Consider the following 15195-nt stretch of genomic DNA (forward strand, 5'->3'; position numbering starts at 1 on the left):
CGCTCCGGGCCGTCGTTTCTCCGCCTGCGGTCGACGCATTCACCCGTGAGAGACCGTCACGTCTCGGGGATGACGCTTTTGCCCGTCGAATCCTACCTCCGTCCGTGGCGCGCCGCAGACGGGACGGACGGACGACGACCGACCGGTTCGAGCGGTGGCTCGGCTTCGTCTTCTTCGCGGCGATGGAGGTGTCGTTCCTCACGCTACCGGTGCTCGTGCTCCTGCTGGGCGTTCGGCCCGCGGGGCCGGTGTCGGCAGCGGCGCTGGCCTCGCTTTCGATCGCCGTCGTCGCCGTCGGCAGTTTCCGGGGACGGTATCTCGACGTCGGCGCGTGGCCGCGCGTCGGTCAGGTTCGGACGATGCCGATTCGGTCGGCGTACTACGGCGGCGCCGTCGCCGCCGGGACGCTTCTCGGTACCGAACTCTACCTCCGTACCGGCGTTGGCTGGCTGGGCGTCTTCGCCCCGGTCGTCTTCGTCTTGCTCGCGTTAGCGGCGTTTCCCCGTGCGCTCGATGGGCTGTTCCGCATCTCCCGAGCGACCATCTAACTCTAACCGGCGGCGGGCCGAAACGGAGCCCGCTCACTCGCCGGTGAGCGCCTCGCTGGCGGGCGCGAGGCCGATGGACGTTCCGAGCCCGTCGTCGCGCGCCTTCTCGTACAGCATGTACGCCGCGGCGACCGTCTCGATACCGGTACCGCCGCTGTCGAACAGCGTGATCTCCTCGTCGTTCTCGCGTCCCGGCACCTCGCCGGCGACCACGTCACCGAGTTCGGCGTAGATGTCCTCCTCGGTGACGACGCCCTCCTCCATCGCGTGGAGGAACGCCCCGGCGTCTCTGGTCGCGCGCGCTCGGAGGTCGGGGACGTACTTCGCGCGCTCTATCGTCGTCGTGTCGACCTCTCGTTTGTCGGCGTTGTACTGGCCCATCGCCGTGACGTGAGTCCCCGGTTCGAGCAGGTCGCCGTCGAACACCGGTTCAGAGGCGTTCGTCGCGGTGACGACGACGTCCGCACCCTCGACGGCGGCGGCGCTGGAGGCGACGGCGGCGACGCTCGCGTCCAGCAGTCGGTCCATCTCCCCGGCGAACGACTCGCGGTTCTCCTTCGTCGGCGAGTACACCCAGACGGTGTCGAGGTCGCGGACCGCGGCCGTCGCGCGCAACTGGCCGCGGGCCTGGGCACCGCTGCCGATGATGGCGACCGACTCGGCGTCCTCGCGGGCGAGGGCGTCGACGGCGACGCCGCCCGCCGCACCCGTCTTGAAGGGGTTCATGCTCGCGCCGTCGAGCAACGCGAGCGGTTCCCCCGACTCGGCGTCGAAAAGCGGTGTCATGAACCAGGCGTCGCGCTCGCCGAAGCCCGCCGCGTACATGTAGCCGCCCATCGCGCCCGTCTCGGGGAGGACGGCGGCGTAGGTGGTGAACATCCCCGGCGGGTCGCCGTTGACGAGTTTGGTCCGGGGCTCGGCCGGCGCGCCCTCGCCGCGTTGCCGATACCCCTCTCGCACTGCGTCGACGTACTCTGCGGGCGTTGCGAGTCCGGCGACGTCCTCGCTCGTGAGAAACAACGCGTCTGTCATACCCGACGAGACGGACGCGGGACCTAAAACCGTGAGGGCGTCGGACAGAAAGACGAGAGCTCGCCGAGGAGGCGAAGAAATGACGGGAGAACGCGACCCCGAGAAGAGAGAGGGTGGAGAAGAGAGGGGAGAGAGGATGGAGAAGAGAGGGGAGAGAGGATGGAGAAGAGAGGGGAGAGAGGATGGAGAAGAGAGAGGATGGTCGGGAGCAGACTCAGTCGGCGTTGAGTTGCTGGCTCTGGGCGTTCTGCGAAACGGCACCGGGCTGACTCTCCACCGGACCGTTGACGAACAGCGCGTGACCCATGATGCCGACCGAACCCATCGCCGCAATCGGGACGGCGGTCGTGAGACCGACGCCGGTGATGGTGAGTATTGCAGTGACTCCGAACAACACCAGAGGAATAAGCCCGAGAACGTAGTCGTAGTATCCGGTCATAATGTATTACAAAGTATGCATGGGGGATATATAATTCTTTCCTGTGACCAAACGGCAACCACCAGAAAATCAGTGGGTGAGATTTCTATAACTTATGAGAATACGAGTTCGCTCCGCGGTTTCGTCGACCGGGAGAACTGCTCTGAAGAGAGCCGCGTTTCGAGCTTCGAGGCGGCCGATATCGGCGGCTATCGTGAAATCCTAGCGTGTGTAGGTATCTCAAAGGTAGCTTGCAGCGTCCGTGTGACGACTCCGCTATTCTCCTTCGGTAGCGCGCGTCGGCCGGGGTTTCGTCCGGTTTGCCCCCATCGGTGAGTTAAACCGTTCCGTCGTCAGAATCACCACCGTGAACCGTAACGACCGTTCGATCGTGGCGCTCGTGATGCTCGCACACGGGATGGTCCACACCTACGAGTTGTCCGTTCCCATCTTCGTCACTATCTGGTTGAGCGAGTTCGAGACCATCAATCTCGGTCTCGCCCAGTTCCCGGTGAACTCGGCGACGCTCGGCTTGGTCGTCACCGCCGGTTACGGCCTCTTCGGTCTCGGCGCGCTCCCCGGCGGCGTACTCGTCGACCGACTCGGCTCGCGCCGCCTCATCACGCTCTGTCTTCTCGGGATGTCCGTGTCGTTCTTCGTGCTCGGCGTCTCGCCGAGCGTTCTCGCAATCGCCGCCGCCTTCCTCTGCTGGGGCGCGGCCGCGAGCGTCTATCACCCGGCGGGACTGGCGCTCATCAGTAAGGGCGTCGAGGAGCGCGGCACCGGCTTCGCGTACCACGGGATGGCCGGAAACATCGGCATCGGCCTCGGCCCGCTCGTCGCCGCGATTCTCCTCTTGTTCGTCGACTGGCGCATCGTCGCGATCATCCTCGCCGTTCCGGCGCTTCTGGCGGCGCTGTTCGCCAACCGCGCCGAGTTCGACGAGACCGCGGCCGTGAGGGGTACGACGGCCGAGACCGACGGGGGAACCTCCGGGTCCGACGACCCGGAGGCTCGCCAGTCGGCGGAGTCGTCCGGCGGCGGCTCCAAGGCCGACGCCGGCGTCGAGTCGTGGGGCGAGTTCGTCACCGAGTCGAGACGGCTGTTCGCCGGCAGTTTCGTCTTCGTCTTCGTCGTGGTGATGTGCTCGGGGCTGTACTACCGCGGCGTTCTCACGTTCCTGCCGCAGTTGCTGTCGGGACTGCCGGGCGTCGACCCCGTGTCGATTTCGTCGTTGGTCCCCGGCGACTTGCTCGCGTCGGTCGGCCTGGAGGCCTCCGGAGATAGCCAACTCAACCCCGAGCGCTACATCTACTCGGGGCTGCTCATGATCGGCGTCCTCGGCCAGTACGCGGGCGGGAAACTGACCGACAGCGTCGCTCCCGAGAAGGGTATCGCCGGCGCGTTCGCCGGACTGGCGATTCTCGCGCTCGTCTTCCTCCCGGTGGCGAACCTCGGTGTCGTCCCGCTGCTCGTCGTCGCCGCGGTTCTCGGCTTCGCGCTGTTCGTCGTGCAACCGCTGTACCAGGCGACCGTCGCGGAGTACACGCCCGCCGGGACGCGCGGGCTCTCGTACGGTTACACCTACCTCGGCGTCTTCGGCGTCGGCGCGCTCGGCGGCGCTATCGCGGGCGCGATTCTCGAGTACGCGTCGCCGGACGTGCTGTTCGTCACGCTCGCCGGCTTCGCCGCACTCGCGTCGCTGGTCGGCGTGTACCTTTCGCGGAACGCGTCGACGGCCTGAGTCGGTCTCGACCGCCGGAGCGGGAGTCTGTTTTCAGCGCACTTTGAACACGAGCCACCGGTAGACGCCGAGGCCGACGCCGACGGTGACGAGCGAGATGACGATGAAGATGGGGTCGGCACCGCCCTCGAAGAACGGTGAGGCGCGGAGGCCGAGCCCGACGATGTCCGCCGGGACCCACGACCGAACGGCGAGCGGAATCGACGCCTTCGCGGACTCGCCCGCGCCGGCGGAGTACGCGCCGACCAGCGGCGCGCAGACGAGCCAGCCGACGTAGAACGGTACGAGCGTCGAGAGCCAACCGACGGTGTCGGTCGTGAGGTAAGAGACGCCGTTGTGCGTGACGACGCCGAACGTGAGCACGAGGCCGATGACGAGCAGGTCGCCGACGGCCAAGGGCAGCGTTCCCCTGTCGATTCGTTGGTCCCAGAACGATTCCGATTGGGTGGCCATATCGGGAGATTCGCATGGGGCCTAATGATTGTCCGGTTTGTCGTCTTCGCACGTGAGAGCGTGACACGCTGGTCGCAGCGCGGCGTCCCGCTCGCGGTCGCTTCCGACGAAGCGGACGGGTCGACCGCGGACCGCGCAGTTCGACTGCGAACCACACTGTTCGACTGCAAACTGCATAGTTCGACTCGGACCGCACGGCCTTTGTCGCGGCGTGCGAATCGGACGGTATGGAGTACCGCGTGCTCGGCTGGCCGGCGGACGGGCCGACGCTGCGCCTCGACTACCGGCAGTTCAGCTACGCCGGGAAGTTCGTCATGTCGAACACGGGGAAAGCGGTCGTCCGCGTCGACGACGAGACATCGGCCGAGGAAGCGCGAGGGGCGGACGACGGTGACGAGTTCGACCGCGACGTGCTCGCCGCCGTCGCGTTCAACGAGGACCGAACGGACTCCGGTACGCTCTGGATTCGTTACGTCACCGTGCGCCAGGATTTCCGCGGCGACGGACTCGGACCGGGACTCGTCGCGTTTCTCGCGGAGCGAGCGACGGGTCGAGGGTACCGCCGTCTCCGAATCGCGGTCAACAACCCGTTCGCCTACGAGGCGCTGTACAAAGCCGGGTTCGCGTACACGGGTCGGCAGACCGGGTTGGCGGAGTTGGTGCTGGAGCGCCAGTTGGGCGACGAGTGCGGCGAGGAGACGGACTACCGCGAGCGCGGCCGCTACCAGTCCGGACTGGACGTCTATCGAGCGCGCGACCTCGGCGACGACGAGCGAGCGTTTCTCGAATCGAGAGTCGACGCCGACCCGCCGGAACGAATCGACGCGCCCGAAAGGGCGGACGTTTAACTCCGAGACCGCCTAACGACGGCCGATGGGAAACGCAGCGTTGCGCCAGTTGGCGGCGCTCTCCGAGGTGTCGTTCGACGACCTCGACGGGAGAATCGTCGCCGTCGACGCGCACAACTGGCTCTACCGGTATCTGACGACGACCGTCAAGTGGACCCGCGACGAGGTGTACACCACGAGCGACGGCGAGGAAGTCGCCAACCTCGTCGGCATCGTTCAAGGGTTGCCCAAATTCTTCGAGCACGACCTCGTCCCCGTCTTCGTCTTCGACGGCGGCGTCACGGAGCTGAAAGACGACGAGGTGGCCGAGCGACGCGAACAGCGCGAGAAGGCCGAAGAACTGCTCGAGGACGCCCGCGAGCGCGGCGACCACATCGAGGTCGCCCGCCTCGAAGCGCGCACGCAGCGGCTGACGAGCGTCATCCAGCGAACCAGCCGAGAGTTGCTCGACCTGCTCGACGTCCCCTACGTCGAAGCGCCCGCCGAAGGTGAGGCGCAGGCGTCGTACATGGCCCGCCGCGGCGACGCCGACTACGTCGGCAGCGAGGACTACGACACGCTGCTGTTCGGTGCGCCGCTGACGCTCCGCCAGCTCACGAGTTCCGGCAATCCCGAACTGATGGATCTGGACGCGACGCTCGAAGAACACGACCTCACCTACGAGCAACTCGTCGACGTGGGCATCCTCTGCGGGACGGACTTCAACCCCGGCGTCGACGGCATCGGTCCGAAGACGGCGCTCAAGTTGGTGAGAGAGCACGGCGACCTCTTCTCGGTTCTGGAGGCGCGCGGCGAGCACGTCGAGTTCGCCGACCGCATCCGCGACCTGTTCCTGGACCCGCCGGTGACCGACGAGTACGAGTTCGACACCGACCTCGACCCCGACATCCCGGCGGCGCGGGCGTACGTCACCGAGGAGTGGGAAGTCGACGCCGACGAGGTCGAACGCGGCTTCGACCGCATCGACGACGCGCTGAGTCAGACGGGTCTCGACCGCTGGACCTGACTACCGGAGTTCGACCGAGACGATCTCTGCGGGCGTCTCACCTCGTCGACGGTATCGGAGGTCGCCCTCACTCGCATCGTCGCCGTTGCCGTCGCCGAAGCCATCGCAGCCGGCGTCTTCGCCGCGTTCGACCTCGAAGACGCGGAGCGAGACCACCAGGCGACCGGGTTCGAGCGTCGCTCGGAGCATCGGCCCCGTCGCGGTGACGACGACGTACGGCGGAGCGGCGACCGGCGGGGCCGCGAGATCGTACCCAGCGGCGTCGACGCAGCGGGCGAGCAAGCTCGGTAACTGGTCGGTGATACCCGCGCGGGCGAGGACAGTTTCGAACGGGGGAACGACGTTCGAGCGGTCGGTCGTCGTCCGCTCGGGCCACCCGGCGGCGACGGCGTCCGCGCAGTCTACGATGCCGGCGAGAAGGTCGGACTCCTCCGAGACGAGGTGCGCTCGAACGCGCTCGGTGACAGACGACACGGCGGGTGCTCACGCCACGGACACTAAACGGTGACCACCGGAGGCAGCGTACCGTCCCGTAACCCGACCGGTTCCGGCGAGCGATTGTCGCAGCATTTATAAACGCTAGCTTATGCTCTCACGTGGCTATTACGTCACTGTCGATTACTATGAGTACTGAAGAAACATCCTCGATGCAGATGAGCGGTCCCGTCGCCGACGTATCCGCGACGTGGCGCACGCTCATGATCGTCGGGGGAATCATCGCGGTGATGGGCGTTGTCGCCATCCTCGCACCGTTCGTCACGGGCGTCGCCCTCTCGATGCTGCTCGGCGCGCTGCTCGTCGTCGGAGCGGCGCTTCGCGGTATCCACGCGTTCGGCGCTGAGAGTTGGGCTGGTGCGCTCCTGCAGGGCGCGCTCGCGATTCTCTACACCGTCGCCGGTGTGGCGCTCATCGCGAATCCGGTGTACGGTCTCGTCTCGCTGACGATACTGCTCATCGCGTACTTCCTCGTCGACGGGCTGCTGGAGGTCGCGATGGGCCTGCGCCTCCGTCCCGAGGCCAACTGGGGCTGGGTCGTCGCCAGCGGCGTCCTCGGCCTCGTCGTCGCGGCGCTGCTGTTCGTCGGCTTCCCGAGCACCGCCCTCTGGGCCGTCGGCCTCCTGTTCGGCGTGAACCTCCTCGCCTCGGGCGTCTCGATGGTGATGGTCGCTATGGACGGCCGCAGCCACGCCCGCGAGGAGAGAACGGCGGCGGCGGCCCGGAGCGCCTGAGCGGAGATTCGCCCGACGGAGCCGACGGCGGTCCGCCCGACGGGCCGCCGTAACTATTCCTAGAACATTCGCGTCGTTTTTAGTCGTTGCGCGCCCCGCATCCGATATGGATCTCAGCGAGATAGAGCGGCTCATCGAAGCCAGCATCGAGGGCGCGGACGCGACCGTGTCGAGACCGCGAAGCCCCGACGAGAATCACGAAGACGCCCACTTCGCGGCCGTCGTCGTCTCCCCGGCGTTCGAGGGGAAGTCGCTCGTCCAGCAACACCAGATGGTGTACGACGCCCTCGGTGAACGCATGACGACGGACATCCACGCGATGGAGATCAAGACGTACACGCCCGACGAGTACGACGGGCAGTAGCCGACCGCTCGGCGTCCCGCCGCTTCGACTGCCCACGCCCCCACGCTTTTGCACCGCGCTCGCGTCGGGTCGCACAGCAATGACCGACCGGTTTCGGGACCCAGCGTGGCTTCGCGGCCACGTCGCAGACGTGCTGACGTTTTACTATCCCACCTGCATCGACGAGACCCGCGGCGGCTTCGTCGCTCAACTCGACGAGCAGACGGGCCGCATCTACGACGCCGACTCCCGACATCTCGTCTCCTCTGCGCGGTTCGTCGTCAACTTCGCCCGCGGCGCGCGTCTCGACGAAGCGGCGACGGGCGCCGACGCCGCCGACGCCGACGCCGACGCGCTGAGTTGGTGCCGCTCCGCGGCGACTCGCGGCGTCGACTTCCTCGCCGACGCCCACCGCGACGCCGACACCGGCGGCTATCACTGGCTCCTCTCTGGGAGCACCCCCGTCGACGGGCGTCGCTCCTGCTACGGCCACGCGTTCGTCCTGCTCGCGTACGCCGAGGCGACGGCGGCGGGCGTCTCCGGCGCACGCGAACGCCTCGAAGAGACGGTCGACGTTATCGACGACCGCTTCTGGGAGGACGAACACGGTCTCTGCCGGAGCGAACTCGACGCCGACTGGAACCCCGTCGAACCGTACCGCGGCCAGAACGCGAACATGCACATGTGCGAGGCGATGCTCGGCGCGTACGAGGCGACCGACGAGCGCCGATACCTCGACCGAGCGCTGACCATCGCGCGACGGATGACTGTCGACCTCGCCGAAGAGACGGGTGGGCGTATCTGGGAGCATTACACCGATGCGTGGGAGCACGACTTCGAGTACAACCGAGAGAAACCCGACGACCAGTTCCGGCCGTGGGGGTATCAACCGGGCCACCACGCCGAGTGGGCGAAGCTCACGGCCGCGCTCTCTCGACACGGCGACGAACCGCGGCTCCGAGCGCGGGCAACCGAACTGTTCGGGGCGGCGCTCGACGGCTGGGACGACAAGTACGGCGGGTTCTACTACACGCTCGACCGCGAGGGCGACCCGGTCGTCGACGACAAGTACGGCTGGCCGGTCGCGGAGGCCATCGGCGCGGCGGCGGCGCTGTCGGACGTCGTCGACGAGGGCGACCGGGAGCGCTATCTGGAGTGGTACGACCGACTCTGGTCGTACGCCGAGTCGAATCTCGTCGCCCCCGGCGGAAACTGGTACACGAAACTCACGCGCGAAAACGAGTACGTCGACACCGACGAGGGGCCGGCGGTCGAGCCGGGCTATCACCCGGTTGGAGCCTGCTGGGAGGCGCTGCGGAGTCTGGACTGAGCCTCAGAGCTGCGGTTCGGTGTCTTCGAGTTCGTCGAGCGTCCGGTTCTGCAGCGCCTCGCCGCTCTCGGCGTCGAAGAGGTGAATCGCGGACTCGGGAATTCGCACGACGACCGGTTGCCCCGCCTCGACCGAACGCATTCCGCCGATGGTCGCGACGAACGTCGTCGCGCTGTCGGCGGAGAAGTTCAGGTAGACGTTGTTCTCGTTGCCCATCGGTTCGACCACGTCGACGACCGTCTCGTAGTCGTGGTCGCCGTCGGCGTCGGAGACGAGTTCGATGTCCTCCGGACGGATGCCGAGGGTGACGTGTTCGGTCCCTCCGATGCTCTCGCGGGTTCGTTGCGAGATGGGGTAGGCGAACTCGTCGCCGACGAGTCTGTCGTCCCGCACCTCCATCCGGAAGAAGTTCATCGACGGGTCGCCGATGAAGCCGGCGACGAACTGGTTTGCGGGCTGGTGGTACGCCTCCAGCGGCGTCGCCACCTGCTGGAGCTTGCCGTCGTCGAGGATGGCGATGCGGTCGCCCATCGTCATCGCCTCCGTCTGGTCGTGCGTGACGTACATCGTCGTCACGCCGAGGTTCTCCTGGAGGCGCTGGAGCTCCGTCCGCATCCCCGACCGGAGTTTGGCGTCCAGATTCGACAGCGGTTCGTCCATCAGGAACACCTCCGGGTCGCGGACGATGGCGCGGCCGAGCGCGACTCGCTGGCGCTGGCCGCCGGAGAGCTCTCGGGGTTTGCGGTCGAGCAACTCGCCGATGTCGAGCATCTCCGCGGTCTCGGTCACTTTCCGCGATATCTCGTCGTTCGAGAGGTCGGTCGACTCCTCGAGCCCGAACGACATGTTCTCGCGGACGGTCATGTGCGGGTACAGCGCGTACGACTGAAACACCATCGCGATGTCCCGGTCGCGCGGCGACGCGTCGTTGATGACGCGGTCGCCGAGGCGGATGTCGCCGCTGGTCACCGACTCCAGGCCGGCGACCATCCGCAGCGTCGTCGACTTGCCGCAGCCGGAGGGTCCGACGAGAACGAGGAACTCGCCGTCGGCGAGGTCGATGTTCACGTCGTCGACGGCGACGATGTCGGTTCCGTTGTCGTCGAACACTTTCGTGACGTGGTCCAGTGTGAGTTGTGCCATGTTAGGTTTCTCCCGCGACGCCTTCCGCGAACTGTTCGCCGAACAGCACGTAGACGACGAGCGTCGGAAGCGCCGCGACGAACGCGCCCGCCATCTGTAGGTTGTACTGTTGGACCATCGAGCCCTGTAACTGGTTCAGAGAGAGGGTGACGACCTGGTTGCCCGGGCTGGTGAGAAGCACCAGCGCGAACAGGAGGTCGTTCCAAATCTGGGTGAACTGGTAGATGAGCGTCACCGCGAAGATGGGCACCGACAGCGGCAGGATGATCTTCCAGTAGATGCGTGCCACCGTCGCGCCGTCGAGCCGAGCCGCCTCCAGCATCTCCGGGTCGATGGTCGCGTAGTACGACCGAAAGAGGATGGTGCAGATGGGGATGCCGTAGGCGGTGTGGGTGATGATGAGTTCGATGAGACCCGAACGCTCCGCGAGCATCGGGACGGCCGCCAGAATCTCGTCGAGTCCGACCATCGTCCAGAACTGCGTCAAGGGGACGAGTACCGACTGGTAGGGGACGAAGATGCCGGCGACGAACAGCACGATGACCGCGACCTGTCCGCGCCAGTTCACGTTCGTCAGGCCGTACGCCGCGAGCGAGCCGAAAACCGCCGACAGCGCGGTGGCGGGAATCGCCAACAGGAGGCTGTTGAACACGCCCAACTGGAGGCGACTCCACGCCTCGAACCACGGTTCGACCGTAAAGCCAGACGGCGGCGGCGGGACGAACGGCGTCGACCCGATGAACGCCTCCTGGGATTTGAACGCCGTCATCAGACCGCTTTCGAGCGGCGAGAGATAGAACGCGGCCATCACGGCGAGCACCGCGTACAGTCCGATTCGCTGGAAGTCGATACCGCTCGTCGAATCGTTCGCTGTCTGTGAACTCATAGGTCACCTCGGCTGTACTGGAGATAGAGGTACGGCCCGATAACGCCGAGCGCCATCACGAAGAGGACGGTGGCGATAGCCGACCCGTACGCCCAGTTCGTCGCGCGGAACGCCTCGCGGAACATCATCACCGAGAGGATGTCCGTCGAGGGGCCGGGCGTCGGCCCGAACAGGACGAACAGGAAGTCGAACGCTTTCAGCGCGAACACCATCAGCACGACCGCGGCGCTCGTCGTCGAGGCGCGCAGTTGCGGGATGATGACGCGGCGGTACATGCGGAGCGTGCTCGCGCCGTCGGTACGGGCCGCCTCGTACTGTTCTGTCGGTATCGCCCGCAGTCCGGCGAGGTAGACGACCATGCAGTAGCCGGAGAACTGCCACATCAGCGCGAAGATGACCGCCCCGAGCGAGAAGCGCGGGTCCGACAGCCACGCGTACGCGAGGAAGTCGAGACCGAGCGACCGGAGGCCGACGTTTATCAGCCCGATCTCGGGGTTGTACATCCACGACCAGAAGATAGCCGTCACGACGAACGAGAGGCTCATCGGCAGCAGGTAGATGGTCCGGAACGTGTTCTCGAACCGTATCTTCTGGTCGACGAGAATCGCCAGCAACAGCCCCAACAGCAGGGTGACCGCGGTGAAGACGATGAGCAGGACGAACGTGTTCTGCGTCGCCGTCCAGAACGTCGGGTCCGACAGCATCTCCTCGTACATCGCGAAGCTCAGAGAGTCGTAGTCGGGTTGGCCGAGGCCGCTCCAATCGGTCAACGAGATGAGGACGTTCCAGCCGATAGCGCCGTAGACGAACAGACCGATGAGCAGCGCCGGCGGGAGCCAGAACGGCAACGACCCGACCAGGTCGCTGTCGAGGGCCTCCTGTACGCGCGAGCGACCGACGGTCTGTTCTTTCGTCACCGTTCCGCCGTCCGTCCGTGCTTGGCCGTCGGCCCCGACTCCACCCTCGGTCCGCGCGTCGCCGTCGCTGTCGGGAGGGCGGCGGCCACGTCCAAACAGTCGAAAAATAAACTCTCGCATCACTCGCTCCGGTTAGAACGAGTTCGCGATGCGGTCGTACGCGCCGTCGACGTCCCAGTTCTCGTTGAACGCCGCGAACGCTTCCTCGAGGCTACTCTTGACGTCCGGCGAGACGGCGGTGCCGTGCGCGATGGTCGGCGGCTGCGCGTCGGAGTTCTCGAAGTCCTGGCGCTGCTGCTGGAGGAACGGCCCGAACGGTTCGTTCGGCACGTCGGTCCGCGGCGGAATCGACCCCTTGATGGGGTTGAACCGCTCCTGTGCGTCGACGGAGCCGCAGTAGGTGAGGAACTGGCGGGTCGTCTCCGGCGACGGGTTGTTCGTCGGCATGACGAACGAGTCCGTGACGACGGCGTAGAGGCCGCTCGTCCCCGGGAACGGGACGTGCTCCCACTGCTCGCCGTAGTTGAAGTCGTCGGCGCCGTCGTACTGGCCGGCCGCCCAGTCGCCCTGGTGAATCATGGCGGCGTCGCCGTTGATGACTTTGCTGTTACCCTGGTCCCACGTGATGGAGCCCGCGTCCTCGTTGAAGTGGTCGCTGTAGGAACTCAGCCGCGAGAGCGCGTCCTTGACGCCCTGCTCGTGGTTCGAGACGTTACCCTGCGTGAAGTCCAGGTAGGCGTCGATGCCCTGTTCGGCCTGGAAGATGGCCTCCCAGAGCTGGAGCGACGACCACGGCGACTGCGTCTGGTGGGCCATCGGCACGGCGTCGGTGTTGTTCGAGATGGTCTCCATCGCGTCGAGCAGCGCCTGTGGGCTGTCGACGCTCTGCATGTCGACGCCGGCCTCCTCGACCACCGAGACGTTGTAGAACAGGTTGTTCAGCCGGTGGATGTTGATGGGGACGGCGACGTAGCTTCCGTCGGACTGCGCGGCGTCGCGGACGCCCTGGAGGTACGCGTCCTCCATGTCGCCGGACCAGATGTCGCTGATGTCTTCGAGCATGTCGCTCTCGGTGTACGGCGTCAGCGCCTGTCCCGGCCAGATTTGGAACGTACTCGGCGGATTCTCGTTGAGCACGCGGTTCCGGATGACGGTGTCGAGCGCGCTCCCCGCGCCGCCGGGGGCGGGGTTGTTGTTCACGCTCGCGTCCGGATACTCCTCCTGGAACCCTTCGAGCAACGCGTTCAGCGCGTCCTGCTCGCCGCCGGCGGTCCACCAGTGGACGATTTCGAGTTCCTGGTTGCCGCTACCGCCGTCGCCGTCACCGCCGCCGCTCTGATTGCCGCTGTCGTTACCGCTCTGGTTGCCGCCGTCGTCGCCGTCGCTTCCCTGCGAACAACCGGCGAGGGCGGTGACGCCAGCGGTGCCTGCGAGGCCGGTCAACTTCAGATACGAGCGTCGAGAGACGGGTGTGTCGTTATCGGTCATGGTGTATCCTCAACGAGTTACGCGGATATATGTCCCCTATCGATAGTTAAGTATTGTCCTAGGTTTCTTCAGTAACGAGTGAATTGTTATCACGTGTGATAACTGACCGTCTAGCGAACCTGTAACGGTGTCCGAGCGTCTCGCAGACCGGCAGGCGTCGAGCGTCGAGACCCGCGAGATGGTCGGAGAACAGCTCTATCGGTTCGCGCGCGTGTCGTCCGGTACCGGTGGCTTTTACGCCTCAGTCTACGTGGGGGCGACCATGAGCGACGACTACCGCACGGAGCGGGACAGCCTCGGCGAGATGCAGGTACCGGCCGACGCCTACTGGGGCGCACAGACCCAGCGCGCCGTGGAGAACTTCCCCATCTCGGGCATCACCTTCGGGCGACGATTCGTCCGCGCGCTCGGGGTCGTGAAGAAGGCGGCCGCGCAGGCGAACCGCGACCTCGGACTGATTCCCGAGGAGAAAGCCGACGCCATCGTCGAGGCCGCCGACGAGGTCATCGCCGGCGACCACGACGACCAGTTCCCCGTCGACGTGTTCCAGACCGGCTCCGGCACGTCGTCGAACATGAACGCCAACGAGGTCATCGCCAACCGCGCCGCCGAACTCGTCGGCGCGGAGATCGGCTCCCGCGAGGTCCACCCGAATGACCACGTCAACTTCGGGCAGTCCTCCAACGACGTCATCCCGACGGCGATGCACGTCTCGGCGCTCGAAGCCGTCGAGAAGGACCTGCTTCCGGCGCTAGAGGAGCTCGCCGCGGCGCTCGGCGAGAAAGAGGAGGAGTTCGACGGCGTCGTCAAGACCGGTCGAACGCACCTGCAGGACGCGACGCCGGTCCGCCTCGGCCAGGAGTTCGGCGGCTACCGTACCCAGATAGAGAAGGGAATCCGCCGCGTCGAACACACCCGCGAACACCTCTCGGAGCTGGCGCTCGGCGGTACGGCCGTCGGGACGGGTCTCAACACGCACCCCGAGTTCCCGGAGAAAGCCGCGGCGTACATCGCCGAGGAGACGGGCGTCGAGTTCCGCGAGGCCGACGACCACTTCGAGGCGCAGGCCGCCCACGACGCGATGGGCGAGGCCCACGGCGCGCTTCGGACGGTCGCCGGGTCGATGAACAAGATAGCGAACGACCTCCGCCTGCTCGCGTCGGGTCCGCGAAACGGCCTCGGCGAGATAGAGCAGCCCGAGAACCAGCCCGGCAGTTCCATCATGCCCGGTAAAATCAACCCGGTCGTCGCCGAGGCCGTCAACCAGGTCCACAAGCAGGTCGTCGGCAACGACGCGGCCGTCGCCGCGGGTGCGGCGGAGGGCCAGATAGACCTCAACCTCTACAAACCCGTACTGGCCCACAACTTCCTCGAATCGGCGTCGCTGCTGTCGAACTCGGCGACCGTGTTCGCCGACCGGTTCGTCCGCAAACTCGAAGCCAACGAGGAGTACGCCGCCGAACAGGTCGAGCGGAGCATGGCGCTGGCGACGGCGCTCAACCCCGCCATCGGCTACGACAAGGCGTCGAAAGTCGCCAAGAAAGCGCTCGCGGAGAACAAGACGGTCCGCGAAGTCGCCGTCGACGAAGGGTACCTCACCGAGGAGGAGGCCGACGAGGTGCTCGACCCCGAGAGGATGACCCACCGAGGCATCCTCGGCGACGACTGAACGAGCGAAACCGGACTCGGTTCTCGTTAGTGAACGACAGCTGACTGCGCGTGACACAGTGTCGCCGAGGCGAAATCAGCAGACGGCGACACGACGCGTCGACCGGTCACGAAACCGGCGAAAAGCGACATCTTGATGGGG

The 15195-nt window shown here is 66.3% G+C and carries 16 protein-coding genes; 8 read left to right on the forward strand and 8 right to left on the reverse strand.

All coding sequences use genetic code 11. The features are described from left to right. Nucleotides 1–104: 104 nt before the first annotated feature. On the forward strand, nt 105–548 hold the full coding sequence (locus tag DV709_RS14930) for a hypothetical protein (RefSeq protein ID WP_232819753.1): 444 nt from the start codon (nt 105–107) through the stop codon (nt 546–548). 33 nt (nt 549–581) lie between these two features. Here DV709_RS14930 and DV709_RS14935 read toward each other — a convergent pair whose 3' ends face one another. Next, on the reverse strand, nt 582–1580 hold the full coding sequence (locus tag DV709_RS14935) for an ornithine cyclodeaminase family protein (protein WP_117595189.1): 999 nt from the start codon (nt 1578–1580) through the stop codon (nt 582–584). A gap of 214 nt (nt 1581–1794) precedes the next feature. Next, nucleotides 1795–2019 (reverse strand): hypothetical protein, encoded by a 225-nt coding sequence (locus tag DV709_RS14940; RefSeq protein WP_117595190.1) that lies wholly within the window; start codon nt 2017–2019, stop codon nt 1795–1797. A gap of 346 nt (nt 2020–2365) precedes the next feature. On the opposite strand from DV709_RS14940, the gene DV709_RS14945 reads away from it, so the two are divergent. Further along, the gene (locus DV709_RS14945; RefSeq protein ID WP_117595191.1) at nt 2366–3742 is read left to right on the forward strand and encodes an MFS transporter; all 1377 of its coding nucleotides are present in this window, start codon (nt 2366–2368) and stop codon (nt 3740–3742) included. A 33-nt stretch (nt 3743–3775) separates the two neighbouring features. Here the strand turns inward: DV709_RS14945 and DV709_RS14950 are convergent, their stop codons facing one another. Then, entirely contained in the window at nt 3776–4195 is a 420-nt protein-coding gene (locus tag DV709_RS14950) for a DUF3054 domain-containing protein (RefSeq protein ID WP_117595192.1), read from the reverse strand. A 227-nt stretch (nt 4196–4422) separates the two neighbouring features. Here DV709_RS14950 and DV709_RS14955 point away from each other — a divergent pair, with 227 nt between their 5' ends. Further along, nucleotides 4423–5043: a GNAT family N-acetyltransferase gene (locus tag DV709_RS14955; RefSeq protein ID WP_117595193.1), complete on the forward strand. Its 621-nt coding sequence runs from the start codon at nt 4423–4425 to the stop codon at nt 5041–5043. A 25-nt stretch (nt 5044–5068) separates the two neighbouring features. Further along, entirely contained in the window at nt 5069–6049 is a 981-nt protein-coding gene (fen, locus tag DV709_RS14960; protein WP_117595194.1) for a flap endonuclease-1, read from the forward strand. On the opposite strand, the gene DV709_RS14965 is transcribed toward fen, so the two are convergent. Beyond that, nucleotides 6050–6523 (reverse strand): hypothetical protein, encoded by a 474-nt coding sequence (locus DV709_RS14965; RefSeq protein WP_117595195.1) that lies wholly within the window; start codon nt 6521–6523, stop codon nt 6050–6052. A gap of 149 nt (nt 6524–6672) precedes the next feature. On the opposite strand from DV709_RS14965, the gene DV709_RS14970 reads away from it, so the two are divergent. The 3 genes from DV709_RS14970 (at nt 6673) to DV709_RS14980 (ending at nt 8951) form a co-directional block, all read left to right on the forward strand. Next, entirely contained in the window at nt 6673–7278 is a 606-nt protein-coding gene (locus DV709_RS14970) for an HdeD family acid-resistance protein (RefSeq protein ID WP_198665727.1), read from the forward strand. Between the two features lie 106 nt (nt 7279–7384). Beyond that, the gene (locus DV709_RS14975; RefSeq protein ID WP_117595196.1) at nt 7385–7642 is read left to right on the forward strand and encodes a BolA family protein; all 258 of its coding nucleotides are present in this window, start codon (nt 7385–7387) and stop codon (nt 7640–7642) included. Nucleotides 7643–7721: 79 nt separating this feature from the next. Then, complete coding sequence (locus DV709_RS14980; RefSeq protein ID WP_117595197.1) at nt 7722–8951, forward strand: AGE family epimerase/isomerase; 1230 nt, start codon at nt 7722–7724, stop codon at nt 8949–8951. Between the two features lie 3 nt (nt 8952–8954). On the opposite strand, the gene DV709_RS14985 is transcribed toward DV709_RS14980, so the two are convergent. Genes DV709_RS14985 through DV709_RS15000 form a run of 4 tightly spaced genes read right to left on the reverse strand, consistent with a single transcriptional unit; the run spans nt 8955 to nt 13385 of the window. After that, nucleotides 8955–10094, reverse strand: coding sequence for an ABC transporter ATP-binding protein (locus DV709_RS14985; RefSeq protein ID WP_117595198.1), 1140 nt, complete (start codon nt 10092–10094; stop codon nt 8955–8957). Nucleotide 10095: 1 nt separating this feature from the next. Continuing rightward, the gene (locus DV709_RS14990; protein WP_117595199.1) at nt 10096–10980 is read right to left on the reverse strand and encodes a carbohydrate ABC transporter permease; all 885 of its coding nucleotides are present in this window, start codon (nt 10978–10980) and stop codon (nt 10096–10098) included. Beyond that, a complete protein-coding gene (locus DV709_RS14995; protein ID WP_117595200.1) occupies nt 10977–12017 on the reverse strand; it encodes a carbohydrate ABC transporter permease in 1041 nt (346 codons plus the stop codon). The genes DV709_RS14990 and DV709_RS14995 overlap by 4 nt, the downstream gene beginning before the upstream one ends. A gap of 12 nt (nt 12018–12029) precedes the next feature. Next, entirely contained in the window at nt 12030–13385 is a 1356-nt protein-coding gene (locus DV709_RS15000; RefSeq protein ID WP_117595201.1) for an ABC transporter substrate-binding protein, read from the reverse strand. A gap of 262 nt (nt 13386–13647) precedes the next feature. Between DV709_RS15000 and DV709_RS15005 the strand changes: the two genes are divergently transcribed. Beyond that, nucleotides 13648–15054: a class II fumarate hydratase gene (locus DV709_RS15005; RefSeq protein WP_117595346.1), complete on the forward strand. Its 1407-nt coding sequence runs from the start codon at nt 13648–13650 to the stop codon at nt 15052–15054. The last annotated feature ends 141 nt before the right edge of the window (nt 15055–15195 follow it).

It is taken from the genome of Haloprofundus halophilus, assembly GCF_003439925.1.
Taxonomy (GTDB): domain Archaea; phylum Halobacteriota; class Halobacteria; order Halobacteriales; family Haloferacaceae; genus Haloprofundus; species Haloprofundus halophilus.

What these genes read in the sequence shown, in the direction of transcription:
- DV709_RS14940 (WP_117595190.1), bottom strand. Translation starts at nt 2,019, where the DNA reads ATGACCGGATACTACGACTACGTTCTCGGGCTTATTCCTCTGGTGTTG.
- DV709_RS14980 (WP_117595197.1), top strand. Translation starts at nt 7,722, where the DNA reads ATGACCGACCGGTTTCGGGACCCAGCGTGGCTTCGCGGCCACGTCGCA.
- fen (WP_117595194.1), top strand. Translation starts at nt 5,069, where the DNA reads ATGGGAAACGCAGCGTTGCGCCAGTTGGCGGCGCTCTCCGAGGTGTCG.
- DV709_RS15000 (WP_117595201.1), bottom strand. Translation starts at nt 13,385, where the DNA reads ATGACCGATAACGACACACCCGTCTCTCGACGCTCGTATCTGAAGTTG.
- DV709_RS14950 (WP_117595192.1), bottom strand. Translation starts at nt 4,195, where the DNA reads ATGGCCACCCAATCGGAATCGTTCTGGGACCAACGAATCGACAGGGGA.
- DV709_RS14975 (WP_117595196.1), top strand. Translation starts at nt 7,385, where the DNA reads ATGGATCTCAGCGAGATAGAGCGGCTCATCGAAGCCAGCATCGAGGGC.
- DV709_RS15005 (WP_117595346.1), top strand. Translation starts at nt 13,648, where the DNA reads ATGAGCGACGACTACCGCACGGAGCGGGACAGCCTCGGCGAGATGCAG.
- DV709_RS14970 (WP_198665727.1), top strand. Translation starts at nt 6,673, where the DNA reads ATGAGTACTGAAGAAACATCCTCGATGCAGATGAGCGGTCCCGTCGCC.
- DV709_RS14995 (WP_117595200.1), bottom strand. Translation starts at nt 12,017, where the DNA reads ATGCGAGAGTTTATTTTTCGACTGTTTGGACGTGGCCGCCGCCCTCCC.
- DV709_RS14935 (WP_117595189.1), bottom strand. Translation starts at nt 1,580, where the DNA reads ATGACAGACGCGTTGTTTCTCACGAGCGAGGACGTCGCCGGACTCGCA.
- DV709_RS14985 (WP_117595198.1), bottom strand. Translation starts at nt 10,094, where the DNA reads ATGGCACAACTCACACTGGACCACGTCACGAAAGTGTTCGACGACAAC.
- DV709_RS14955 (WP_117595193.1), top strand. Translation starts at nt 4,423, where the DNA reads ATGGAGTACCGCGTGCTCGGCTGGCCGGCGGACGGGCCGACGCTGCGC.
- DV709_RS14990 (WP_117595199.1), bottom strand. Translation starts at nt 10,980, where the DNA reads ATGAGTTCACAGACAGCGAACGATTCGACGAGCGGTATCGACTTCCAG.